Source organism: Mastigocladopsis repens PCC 10914 (genome assembly GCF_000315565.1).
GTDB lineage: Bacteria > Cyanobacteriota > Cyanobacteriia > Cyanobacteriales > Nostocaceae > Mastigocladopsis > Mastigocladopsis repens.
Genome location: NZ_JH992901.1, coordinates 3,971,664 through 3,983,780 on the forward strand (window position 1 = coordinate 3,971,664; position 12,117 = coordinate 3,983,780).

The window sequence follows — 12,117 nt, forward strand, 5'->3', positions numbered from 1 at the left end:
ATTAACGCTGACTTTTTAGACGCAGGAGTGCTTTCCAATCGTGTAAAGTCTTTTCCGTCCACAGCCAATTTTTCCCCAATTCCCTCATCTCAAAATTGACTGGATCGTCTTTTATGACCATTTGACGCAGCTTGATTGCTTCATTCAAATATCGCTCTCGTTTTACTTCTGGTTGAGTATGTGCGGCTTTATATAAGCTAAGGGCTAACCCCGCGTAAGCTGTTAAAGCATCCCGAGGCACTGGTTTTGAGGGAGAAAATGATGTAGGAGAAGCAGCAGATGTATTTTGCTCTCTGACTGCTAGACTTAAGGCTTTGAACCAAGAGTCATTTGCCCGGTTGAGATTACCTTGTGCGTAGTAGGCAAACCCTAAAGCGTTTGTATATAAAAGCGAGTCTGGTTTGGCTTTGACTGCACTTTCCCAGTAACGGCGGGCATCATCAACGCTGTATTTGTTGTCTCCCGTCTGGATAGATTGCCACGCCAATCGCCCTTTGAAAAAGTAGACAGATGGATTGTCTGCCAAGTTTTGGGGAACAACGTTTAAGGCAGCTTCAGCGTTAGGAAGTACATTACGGTTGAGTAGTTCTTCCACAGCCTCAAGCCCTGCTTGCAAGTCACCCTGGCTTAATTTTTCGGTGGCGATCGCCGTGACAACTCCGGTGTCAGCCATTTTAAGATTGAGTTGTGGGCTGCTTGCGCTTGGTTGTTGAGACTGAGTAGGAATTTGCGGTCTCTCAGCCACCTTTGACATCTGTTGATTCTGCGACCCCCAATTAAAGCCTACAAAGGCTGTGATCGCACTCACTCCCACAGCGCCAACAATACCTAATAATTTGCGTCTTTTGCGTCGTTTTGCCTCGGCTGTTTGCGATGGAGTGGTGGTAGCGTGAGCTAAAGACGAGAAATTGGTGTTTTCCCAACCTCGTTGTAAGTTATCACTCTCCTGACGAATTACTTCGCTGGAGGGTAGTTCGCGACGCGACCCGCCAAGCTGCCTACCATAGGAAGCTGCTGCGCGAACTTCTTCCCACATCCCCACATCGTTTTCCAGCGAAGCTATCTCACCTGAAACTTCTGTTTCTTCAAGGCCATCTTCCCCAAACTCTTGCACAAGTTCAGCCTTCATGGAAGATTGCTCGGATGTTGCTTTTTGTCTATCTAGCTGGCGGAATAGATCCGAAACAATTGCTGAATCCTCTGCATAGGATGGGTCATCGTACTCAATTTCATCAACGAGGTCTCCCCAGGTTTCTTCACCCAGCAAGTCTAAATCAAATGAGTCCCTTGCCAAAGTTGAGGGTAACATATCCTCAATGCCTAATGACATTTCGGCGTCATTTGCTGCATCTGAGTAAATTGTTGCTGTTGTCTTTAAGGAGGAATTATACTCGTTAAATAATTCTTCATCTTGGGGTAAGAAAATTCCTGGGCTGAGATAGCCGTCAAATTCTGGCTGGAGATATAAAATCGGTAATGCCCAATACAACTGGTGAGAACTATAAGCAGCGATCAATCCTTGGCGCATCCGACTCACGCACAAATCCACAGGATATCCTTGTGAAAGGTTGCGGTAAAACAATTGTGTAAGCAGTAGCGCTACTTCATCGGGAATGCGTTCTGACATTGCCAAAACACTTCTTATGCCCCGCTTCACCAAGCTTTCTGTCAAATTGCGTTCGCCTGTGTCTCCTATGGGGTCAAAGGAGGTAGCTGCATATGTTCCCAAGCAGGAGTTAAATACTGCCATCTGGATGTTATTGTTGACCAGCAAGCCTGCCAGGTCGTCACCACCTAGGGTTTCCCTTAAGCCAGTTCTGTTACTGACAAGATAAATTTCCCCGCCGTTTGAACCTATATTACTGTGCCCGGAGTAGTGCAGAACGTGGTATCTTCCTTGTTCTAAGGCTTGTGTTAATTCTTCCCGCCCTGGTTGCTCTAGTAGGGTCAGTTCTATCTGTGGGAGATAATTGCCACCTTCTGCACCACGGTGAAGTTCAGCTTGGAGTTTGATGGCTTCTTGTTTGAGGAGATCCAGGCGTACGAGATCCGTGGGAGAAGCGATCGCCATCAATACTTTTATCCGACCTTCCTCCGATGGTATTGGCATACTTGTCGAAGGCAAACGAGACGCTCCGCCAATACCACTTTGGTAGCGAGAAAAAGCGATATGCGGTCCTGTAGCAATGGGGCGATCGCCTGCATGCATCACTTCCCAAGGTAGACGCGCTAGCCTTGTGTCTTTCAGCCCCAAGCGCAAACGCAACACCTGTTGGTGGTTTTGGGCTATCCCTTGCGCTGTAATCCAACTATCTCTGAGAGTGCCTTGAAACAGTGCGTTATAAAGTTGCTGACCCAACGCCACTAAGTTGACGGAGTTTCTTGCAATTGCATCTCCCTGTAGTACCGACTTCAACGGGTCATTCATCAAATGCCCCGCAGCTGTCAACCAATCAGCTACAGGCCAAGTCACCAGTTCTTCTGCCAATGGCACCCCAGGCGCGACTTGTTCCGTCCGCACCAAGTAGTCATTTTGCCCTACTGGGGTTACGGAAATGTGAAATTCCTGGGTCACAACTGCTCCTGTTTGCCTCCTAAATCTGGTTTGAAACGCAAAAGTTTCAAGTCGATGTTTTGCTTCTTCTGATACCTTAGATGCATCCTGCTACTGAATGTTTCGCACTTCACGTTGTTTTGCTCATCACCTTTTACCTGTAAGAACTCATAACCCGCGACTCAGAATTCATGCTGTATTGTGTACAACTGGATTATGAGTCTGGGTTAAAAGCCTGATCATCTGGGGTATCGTCACAGAAAAAATTCTTCATAAAACTACATCCCATAGGTTGAGATCTTCATGGAATTTTGAATTCGGCAATTCAATCGCCTTTCATAACTTTATCCGGATCTTGTTCGTTTCGCCCAGAACATTCTTAGTGGTAGATGCACCTTGATCTTCAACTCCCATGTAGGCTAACACCTTCTGGGAGTTTTTTTGTCTTACTGGTTTAAAGCTTACCTTCGCGGTACAAGGGTAAAGGTGTCAAGGAAAATAATTCTCCTACACCCCTACACCCAAATTAATGCTCTCTTGATAATCTACTCCCCCTGTGTTAACACCCTCTAAGTTTTTTCCTGTAGTTTACAAATCGCAACTATTTCTGATACAGGCAAAACTATCCGCAATAGGGTAGTTATCTCTAAACCAGAGAATTGGTAGATACGCTCTGATAACTCACTCCCCTGGTCGTCTACCAGCTGCTTGGGGGATTTTTTTGACTGCTGACACAACTATAACCCCAACCCCGATTTTCGCGAATTTGTCCGGAACACCCTAGTTAACTCTAGAACAAAGAATTGGTAGATGCACCCTGATAACTCACTCCCCTGGTCGGCTTACCAGCTGCTTGGGGATTTTTTTTAATTTTTTATACAAACATCAGCCTAGTTTTGGCGAATTTGTCCGGAACACCCTAGTTAACTCTAGAACAAAGAATTGGTAGATGCACCCTGATAACTCACTCCCCTGGTCGGCTTACCAGCTGCTTGGGGATTTTTTTTAATTTTTTATACAAACATAGCCTAGTTTTGGCGAATTTGTCCGGAACACCCTAGTTAACTCTAGAACAAAGAATTGGTAGATGCACCCTGATAACTCACTCCCCTGGTCGGCTACCAGCTGCTTGGGGATTTTTTTTCACAAACATCAGCCTAGTTTTGGCGAATTTGTCCGGAACACCCTAGTTAACTCTAGAACAGAGAATTGGTAGATGCACCCTGATAACTCACTCCCCTGGTTGGCTACCAGATCGTAAGAGATTTTTCTTCTGGAAATTCTAAAGAGGTCGAAGAAAAATCTCGAAAATAGGTGCGTTAAAGCAGTATAACGCATTGTATAAGATCTTGTGGGACAGGGTTCCAAGTTAAGTAATGAGTAATTAATAGCATATAAAAAGGCTATCACGCACCCTACTAAAATTTAATCTTTAATTTTCACAATAATCTCTAAGGTCTGCAATTCTTAATATTTTTTCCATAACTTCTCTATGGTTATATTGGTATCTTTTTATCTATGGTAAAAGCTGGTGCTAGTAGCTAGAGATCTGTAAATCAATGAATTTAGCTGTCATTAAGTTTTCTTCAGAAGACTGTGGCATCTGCCACAAAATGTCTTTTTACGACAAAAAGGTAGCAGAGGAACTGGGTTTGCAATTTATTGACGTGAAAATGCAGGATACGGCAACATACCGTAAGTATCGCACGATCCTGCTGACTCAGTATCCTGATAAATCACAAATGGGATGGCCCACCTACATTGTTTGTGATTCTCCAGAAGGAGAATTTCAGATTTTAGGTGAGGTCAAAGGTGGTCATCCTAAAGGGGACTTTAGAAGTCGTCTGCAAGAAGTTCTGAATTCAGCAGCGTCTAACTAGAGCCAATCACTTCAAATGATTTTACTTCTAGCACTGGACCAATCATAGCAAGAGTCATAACATCTTCACGCACCTGTCCAGTGACTTTTGCTTTTTGTCCTTGTTTGAGTAAGCTTTTGTCAGACCCTTTAGAGATTTCATAGGTCACACCATCATCAGTAACTAGCGCCCAAGCGCCAGTACCAATGTCACGACGTTCAACAGTACCTGTAACTGTGATGCTCATAATTATTTCTGAGGTAGGGTAGTGGTTAGTAGTTAGTGGTATTTTTTTACAACTAACTACTAACTCCTAACAACTAACTTTAGGCTGGTTGTTCTTCGTTTTTGACTGCTAAACGAGCTAAACCGATACACAGCAGGGCATTAACGATGAGGAAGAGGCGAGATGGGATACCACTACCCAATCCCCAAACTGCTGGGTCTGATACCGCACTCACTGCTAAACAGGCTGCTACACCTAGGGATGAACCAATGGCAAACCACTTCCATCGAGAATGTCCCAACAACAACGCCATTAAGACTAAGGGAATCAGCACACTGGCAAACAGCGGATTAAAAGCATTTGTTCCTTGAAGGGTGTTACCTAATTCAGGAATAGAACTGCCCAACAAGCGGAAGGGCCATTGGGGAAGGTCAAAGATATAGATTCCCTTGAGGGGGAATAATCCTGAACTACCAGCAATTAAACCCCAGGATAAAGTCCAACCCCATTGGAACGGGAAGTAAACCCGTAAAAACCAAGCGAGGAGATAGGAACCAAGAACCATCAAAATTTTGGGCAACAGCGCCACTGCACCGCCATCAATCCAAAAGCGGGGGTTGAGATAGCCGTTATCCCGTAACCAGCGGAAGAAATCTTGGAAACTGATTTGACCTTGGGTAGCACGTTGCACTGCTGCGTCTGCATTCAGTAGTCCAGCGCCGTAATAGTTCAAACCGTCATCCTGAACAGTTCGTGCCGATTGCTTGAGGACTTCGAGGATTTCATCTGGGTTATTCACGCCAGAGGCTTTGACCAATGCGGCAACACCAGCAACGTGAGGCGCTGCCATGCTTGTACCTTGGAAGCCCATAAACACGCCTACACCCTTGTTTTCGGGATCTATGGTTTCTTGCAGAATCTTGCCTGCATCACTGCCACCAGGGGCGGAGATATCCACTCCGGCACCAAAGTTAGAATAGGGCGCTTTTTCCCCATCTGGACCCAATGCCGCAACGCCGATAACGTGGGGATAACGCGCTGGATAAGCAGCAGAATTTTGATTTTCATTACCAGCAGCAGCAATGACGACGACACCTTTGTTATGGGCATATTCAATCGCGTCTTTCATTAGCTGGCTTTCACCGCCACCGCCCAAGCTCATATTAATGACATCTGCGCCATTATCAGCAGCAAACTTAATCGCTTCGGCAATATCGGCAACAGTCCCGCCGCCATAGTCACTCAGTACCTTGAGAGGCATCAGCTTGGCTTCGTAGGCAATACCCGCTACGCCATAGCCGTTGTTGGTGGATTGGGCAATAGTACCAGCAACGTGGGTACCGTGTCCGTTGTCGTCGTCAGCTTCTACTGTGTCGTTGACAAAGTCATAGCCAGGGACAAATTCTGTCTCTACTAAGTCACGGACGCGGGTAATACCAGTATCAATGACCGCAACTGTAATGTCTTTGCCTTTCGTTTGAGTCCACGCGCCTTCAATATTGATATTGTGCAGATTCCACTGCTTGCTGTACATTGGGTCGTTGGGACCTTTTAATGCAGGTTTCGCTTCGTCTGCCTCTTGTGAAGGCTGCAATAATTCTCCAAGCCAAGCAACTTGACCTGGTTTTGGAATCTTGTAGATATAATTTGGCTCAATAAAATCCATTGCTTGGGCGAATGGCGACTTTTTCAGTTCTTTGAGTCGCTGTTTATCGCCCTTGATGATATAAACATTCTCCTTGGAAGAAAATTTGTTATCTAATTGGGGAGTGACGTTGTACTGTTGGGCAATAGCTTGCAGATCCTGCTGCAATACCTCTTTAGGAATATCTTCCCGAAAATTTAGCACTATTGTCTCAAATTCCCCTTTAGCTGTTAGTCCCTGAAAATTAATAAAATTAAACAGAGCAACACCCAGCCCGATGACAAATAAGCAAAATAATATTACCTTTCTCATCTCAAACCATTACCGCTTTTTGCCAGTTTGCTCACTACGATAACTCATGCACGCCCCTTGTTGGTGCGTTTAGCAGTAAACTTACAACTTTTACACAAAATTCAGGACACTTTTTCAACAATGGAACGCGGTCTTTTATGGTTACCCCTGTTATTTGCATTTTTTTGGTTGGCTTGGCAAGGCTCCAAGGAGTATCAAAAAATTGAGGCATATCGCACTTGGGCAGAGCAATTTGAACGCGCTAAGTACGATATCTATGCAGTCTTGGGTCAAAAAGGCAACACTATCACCTGGGGCAAACCAACGCCAAAAGGTCCAATCAAGTTAGAAACATTTTCTTTGCTTGATGTCCAACAAATTCACCTTTTAGTAGATGACAAACAAGTAGAGATAGAAAAGCCTCCCCAGACAGGTCGTACTATTGAGTTGGAATTTCTGTTTCCTGAACCTAATAAAACAGTGCGAGTTCCTTTTACAGAAATTCCTTTAGCAGCAGAATGGGGCAAGTATTTGCAAAGGGAATTACAACGCTTGCATTCGGAACAAAATTAGTCGTTCATCGTCAGGAATTAATAGTTATTAGTCTACAGGTAATGCACTAATGACTATTGACTATAAGACTTTGATTTATGAAACGAATTATTCCCATCAGTACTGTTTTGCTGCTCAATGCCTGCACTTCAACCGTCGATGGTTCTTTACAAGCAGCTAATGGTGTCAAGTCTAAAGTAGAAAACTGTCCACAAGATACCGTCGTCTCCTTACCTGTATTAAATGAAAAGGAAAGCTTTTATGACAGATTTAATTTTCACATTCACAACATTGTAGCAGATACCGATACATTAAAGTTTCAAACGTTAAAGCATGATTTTGTCTTTTGCCGAGGCAACAACACTTGGATGGTGCAACCAGGAACTCTATCCAAGAATTTTCAGACGCCACAACAACAAGATAATCCTAAATATAAAACTATCGATTTTCAAGGAAAAACTTATAAATATCGCGTTGTTATAGAACCGAAGTTTTCTAGAGGAGCAAACGGTAATTTAACAAGACCAAATGTCTCAGATCCAGTAAAAGACAAAGTTGTATTTGAACTCCTTCCTCCTACTCCTAATAGTAAAGAACCCCAGCGACAAACGTTATACACTCTTAAGGATTTGCAGCAAATAGCGGTAAAGCAGGGGTATTCTGCGATTGGAAGTCAACTGGGTTTTCCCCGCATTACAGCTGCTGTCATTCATAAAAATCGCATCTGGTGGTCAGTTGCTTTTGAGCAAGGCGAAGGCAACAATGGTATCGGCACGATTGTCGGTTATGAACCGCAAAACAATAAATTTACCGTAGTTCAACCACAGGCGCTTTGGTCACAACAAATTACTGATTTAGCCATCACTGGAGATGCGAACAGTCCTACATTTTGGATGGGTACGAATAGAAGTGCAGAAGGCACTCCCTATATCGGTGCTAAAGGATTGGTTGCTTACCGTCTTGCTCCACAAAATCCTAATTCAGGCTCTTTAAGAGCCTACACTGTCTACAATAGTCCGATTGTTGGAGCAATTCCTGACAAACTTAGGTTGGAAAACGATAAGCTGTGGGTAGGTACCGCCAACGGCGTTTGTCAAGTCAATTGGCAAGCTGCTGATAATCCTAAAAATTGGTCTTGCTGGCGGTTTGCGGCAATGGCTAAACTACCATCAGAGGGATTACCTCTCTACAGTGAATTGACCAATACAACTTCTGCTGCCAAGCTATCTCCTACTAAAAGTGGCGAAACTGTGGAAGTTTTGTGGTGGAGTCCTCTGGATTACCAAACTCGCAAGGGACGCTACGAGGTGAGATATCCTCAAGGCTTCGTGGTGACTTTGGATGAAGGAGCAAGTCTTTATAAGTTTCCAACTTCTTTGCCTCCAGGAAAACTGCCTGTTGAATGGTCTGGTTTTGAGTGGCATTGGAATGGAGAACGCTTTGTGCGAGGATTTGATGAAGTTGTGATAGATGCCTTTGGAATTAGTCCGCGAGGGATTGGTTCCAACCGCGTTGAAGGGAACTCTCCACCAAATATGAATGCGATACGTGGCGACCTTGAGTTACTGAATATTTCCCCAAAATCTACCAAGGTAAAATATGCCTCTGGTTGGGTTGATGAAACTCAACTCAATCCTTACTTAACGGTTCTGCCCCAAAAACCCTCTCCAAATCCGCAACCGGATCCTTTAAAGGCACTCGCCAAACAACTACAATCTCCTTAACAGTCTTTACCTATGAACGCTGAAACAACACCCAAAGTACCCGTTGCTTTGACTATCGCTGGATCTGATAGCGGTGGCGGTGCAGGTATTCAAGCCGATTTACGCACCTTTGCCTTTCATTGCGTCCACGGTACAAGCGCTATAACCTGCGTCACAGCACAAAATACTTTGGGCGTTATGCGGGTTGATGCTATGCCACCAGAGGCTGTGGTGGCGCAAATTCGTGCTATCTATGAAGATATCGGCGTGCAAGCGGCAAAAACAGGAATGTTGCTCAATAAGGAAATCATAGCCGCTGTTGCTCAACAGGTAGAAGCTTTACAAATTCACAACCTAGTGGTTGATCCAGTTATGGTATCCCGCACGGGGGCGCAATTGATTGATGATGACGCCGTGAAAACTCTTCGCCATGTCTTAATCCCCAAGGCTGCTATCATTACACCAAATCGCCACGAAGCCCAAATTTTGAGCGGTTTACCAATTCACTCCTTAGATGATATGAGAGCAGCTGCTCAAATCATTCATCAAAATACACGGGCAAAGGTTGTTTTAGTGAAGGGGGGAGGTCTGCAGGGGAGTTTGCGTGGTGTTGATATCTGGTTCGATGGTCATAAGATGGAAACTTTGACAACAAAACATATAGATACAAAAAATTCTCATGGTACTGGTTGTACCCTCTCAGCGGCGATCGCTGCTCATCTTGCACTTGGAAACGACTTGCTTACAGCAGTGCGAAAGGCAAAAGATTATGTCACTTCTGCACTCTCCCACTCCCTAGATATTGGTAAAGGGCAAGGTCCAGTGGGACACTTCTTTCCACTATTAATTAAAGTAACGGCGTAGCCATGTGCAAGGGTATAACAGAGTCATTGAGGAGTTACAGAAGTTGCAGAATATCCTAAACTCCTTTTCTACCTACACCCCTAGTCAACCTCATACCCTAGGAATATATATTTTCCTTTTGATTTACTTGTATCTTTTTACCCTAAATTGTAAATTAATAATCTTTGCCCTATGGACAATTTTCCATTATTCTGGGGCATAGTTTCAGCGGCTAACTGTCTTTGATAGCAAATCCGCTTCGTTTAATTACGTTCAATGATGCCAATCCACCAATGCGAACAACCTCAGGTTCTGTTCACAACAGTACACCACCTCATACACAAGCTTATTCTCCCTCTGTGCCGCTCTCTGTGTATGGAGAATTGGCAGCAGAGTTGCAAGCTGTCCAAACAAAGTTAGATGCTCTCAACGGTCAAAATCAACAACTAGTGCAAGAGAATCATTTACTGCGGCAAGAAATTGCTAAAGCTATTGAGTCTGTTTTGCGCTTGCAAAAGTTGGTTGATTCACAAGCAAAGGTGAGTTTTCACCAGACTTCCCAATCTTCAGGTGATTATAGAACTGAAACCAAACGACCTGTCACCGAAACGTCTCCTAAAGAGCAAGTTTCCCATCCGCGTACCTCTTATGCAAGACCTAATATACCCAGAGGGAAGCCCTCCGCTGGGGGTCTAAGAGAAGCCACCCAGGTGTCTACGTCAACACCTGTCTTTCTTCCAGAAATGGAAATTCCAAGTTCTATTCCAGACCCAGTGTTCATAGAAGAACAGGAAGTTAGCTATTATCCTGACAGCCAATCAGAACCTTCGCAAATTAGGGGCTGGTGGTTAATAATAGCTATCTTGTTAATTATTGTTTTAGGTTTTGGTGCTGGATATTTGGTTGTACGCCCCTTATTTGAACACCAGAATCGTTAAGTCAAATCATTCTTCAAGTCTACCTATCAGACACCACAATTTATCTTTATCTTCTGCTAATTAAGGCTACAAAAAAATGATAAATTGAGCGTAGAAACCTCAGATCATAACTTAAAAGATGATTAAGGTAGACAATGCTTACTGATTTTACTTTTATTTGATAAGCAAGGCATCTACCGTTAAGTCATGTGGTAATTTGAGTAGATATTTATTTGAGGTTGCGCTGTTAAGCTGATAAGCGTTTTTAATTGCATTTTTTTCGTTAAGGTAGTCCAGAATTAAGAGTTAGTCTTAATTTTTAAGTCTTGTTTGTTGACGACCTAGACGAGTAAATATGCACTATTGATGCGTAACAGCTTAGTTAAAGCGTTAGATAGTGAATCTGCTTTGATAGATAAACGTAGAAGTCAGGAGACAAAACATGAAAAAAGTAGAAGCTATTATTCGCCCTTTTAAGCTTGATGAGGTGAAGATTGCCCTCGTCAATGCTGGTATAGTTGGCATGACTGTTTCTGAAGTCCGGGGTTTTGGAAGGCAGAAGGGTCAAACTGAACGCTATCGCGGTTCTGAGTACACTGTTGAGTTTTTGCAAAAACTGAAAGTGGAAATTGTTGTTGAAGATAGTCAGGTTGATATGGTAGTTGATAAAATTATCGCTGCTGCTCGTACTGGTGAAATTGGTGATGGTAAAATTTTCATCTCGCCAGTTGAACAAGTTGTGCGAATTCGTACTGGTGAAAAGAATACAGAAGCTGTTTAGAAGTTAGTGGATAGTGGGTAGTGGATAGTAGTTAGTGGGTAGTAGTGAACTACAACTATCAACTATCAACTACCAACTACCAACTATCAACTATCAACTATCAACTATCAACTACCAACTACCATTTTTTAACTTTTGAAGTAAAGCAGCAAAAGCCTTGCCCCGATGACTAACAGAACGCTTCAAATCTGGTGTCATCTCAGCAAAGGTCAATTGCTTTTCTGGGACGTAAAAAATTGGATCGTAGCCAAAACCACCATCACCACGCGGTGCAGGAAGAATTTCGCCGCGACAAACCCCTTCTGATTCTAAAGCAATTGTACCATCTGGACGAGCGATCGCTACTGCACAAACAAATTGCGCTTGCCGTTTTGGTGTGTCGCCCAATTCCCTCAACACCCTAGCGATGCGATCGCCATCGGTTTTGCCATAACGTGCAGAATACACTCCTGGTGCGCCATCAAGGGCATCTACCTGCAAGCCAGAATCATCAGCAATTGCCCAGTTTCCCGTCGCTTGTGCGACTTTGGATGCTTTCAAGCAGGCATTGGCGGCAAAGGTGTCTCCGGTTTCTTCTATTTCCAATTCTTCGGGCTTGAGGGTTAATTCCCAACCAGAGTCAGCCAGGTAAGCTTGCATTTCCCGCAACTTACCCGGATTTCCTGTAGCTACGACAAGTAATTTACTCATTTAGTTAATCAAGAGTCAAAAGTCAAGAGTCAAAAGTCAAAAGTCAAAAGTCAAAA

At 43.8% G+C, this 12,117-nt stretch carries 10 protein-coding genes; 6 read left to right on the forward strand and 4 right to left on the reverse strand.

Annotated elements, in window-relative coordinates:
• Position 1: 1 nt before the first annotated feature.
• Complete coding sequence (gene hetF / locus MAS10914_RS0119765; protein WP_017317679.1) at positions 2-2,575, reverse strand: cell division protein HetF; 2,574 nt, start codon at positions 2,573-2,575, stop codon at positions 2-4.
• Between the two features lie 1,538 nt (positions 2,576-4,113).
• Between hetF and MAS10914_RS0119775 the strand changes: the two genes are divergently transcribed.
• Positions 4,114-4,434: a hypothetical protein gene (locus MAS10914_RS0119775; RefSeq protein ID WP_017317681.1), complete on the forward strand. Its 321-nt coding sequence runs from the start codon at positions 4,114-4,116 to the stop codon at positions 4,432-4,434.
• On the opposite strand, the gene MAS10914_RS0119780 is transcribed toward MAS10914_RS0119775, so the two are convergent.
• On the reverse strand, positions 4,427-4,660 hold the full coding sequence (locus MAS10914_RS0119780; RefSeq protein WP_017317682.1) for a hypothetical protein: 234 nt from the start codon (positions 4,658-4,660) through the stop codon (positions 4,427-4,429). The two genes, MAS10914_RS0119775 and MAS10914_RS0119780, sit on opposite strands and share 8 nt — an antisense overlap.
• A 79-nt stretch (positions 4,661-4,739) precedes the next feature.
• The gene (locus MAS10914_RS0119785) at positions 4,740-6,596 is read right to left on the reverse strand and encodes a DUF5942 domain-containing protein (protein ID WP_017317683.1); all 1,857 of its coding nucleotides are present in this window, start codon (positions 6,594-6,596) and stop codon (positions 4,740-4,742) included.
• Positions 6,597-6,716: 120 nt separating this feature from the next.
• On the opposite strand from MAS10914_RS0119785, the gene MAS10914_RS0119790 reads away from it, so the two are divergent.
• From MAS10914_RS0119790 to MAS10914_RS0119810, 5 genes are all read left to right on the forward strand, one after another.
• On the forward strand, positions 6,717-7,148 hold the full coding sequence (locus MAS10914_RS0119790) for a hypothetical protein (RefSeq protein WP_026082680.1): 432 nt from the start codon (positions 6,717-6,719) through the stop codon (positions 7,146-7,148).
• 77 nt (positions 7,149-7,225) lie between these two features.
• Complete coding sequence (locus tag MAS10914_RS0119795; RefSeq protein ID WP_017317685.1) at positions 7,226-8,851, forward strand: hypothetical protein; 1,626 nt, start codon at positions 7,226-7,228, stop codon at positions 8,849-8,851.
• A 12-nt stretch (positions 8,852-8,863) separates the two neighbouring features.
• Complete coding sequence (gene thiD, locus MAS10914_RS0119800; protein WP_017317686.1) at positions 8,864-9,694, forward strand: bifunctional hydroxymethylpyrimidine kinase/phosphomethylpyrimidine kinase; 831 nt, start codon at positions 8,864-8,866, stop codon at positions 9,692-9,694.
• A 272-nt stretch (positions 9,695-9,966) separates the two neighbouring features.
• Entirely contained in the window at positions 9,967-10,611 is a 645-nt protein-coding gene (locus MAS10914_RS0119805) for a hypothetical protein (protein ID WP_026082681.1), read from the forward strand.
• A 421-nt stretch (positions 10,612-11,032) separates the two neighbouring features.
• Complete coding sequence (locus MAS10914_RS0119810; protein ID WP_017317688.1) at positions 11,033-11,371, forward strand: P-II family nitrogen regulator; 339 nt, start codon at positions 11,033-11,035, stop codon at positions 11,369-11,371.
• Positions 11,372-11,482: 111 nt separating this feature from the next.
• Here MAS10914_RS0119810 and rdgB read toward each other — a convergent pair whose 3' ends face one another.
• On the reverse strand, positions 11,483-12,061 hold the full coding sequence (gene rdgB / locus MAS10914_RS0119815) for an RdgB/HAM1 family non-canonical purine NTP pyrophosphatase (RefSeq protein ID WP_026082682.1): 579 nt from the start codon (positions 12,059-12,061) through the stop codon (positions 11,483-11,485).
• Positions 12,062-12,117: the final 56 nt, after the last annotated feature.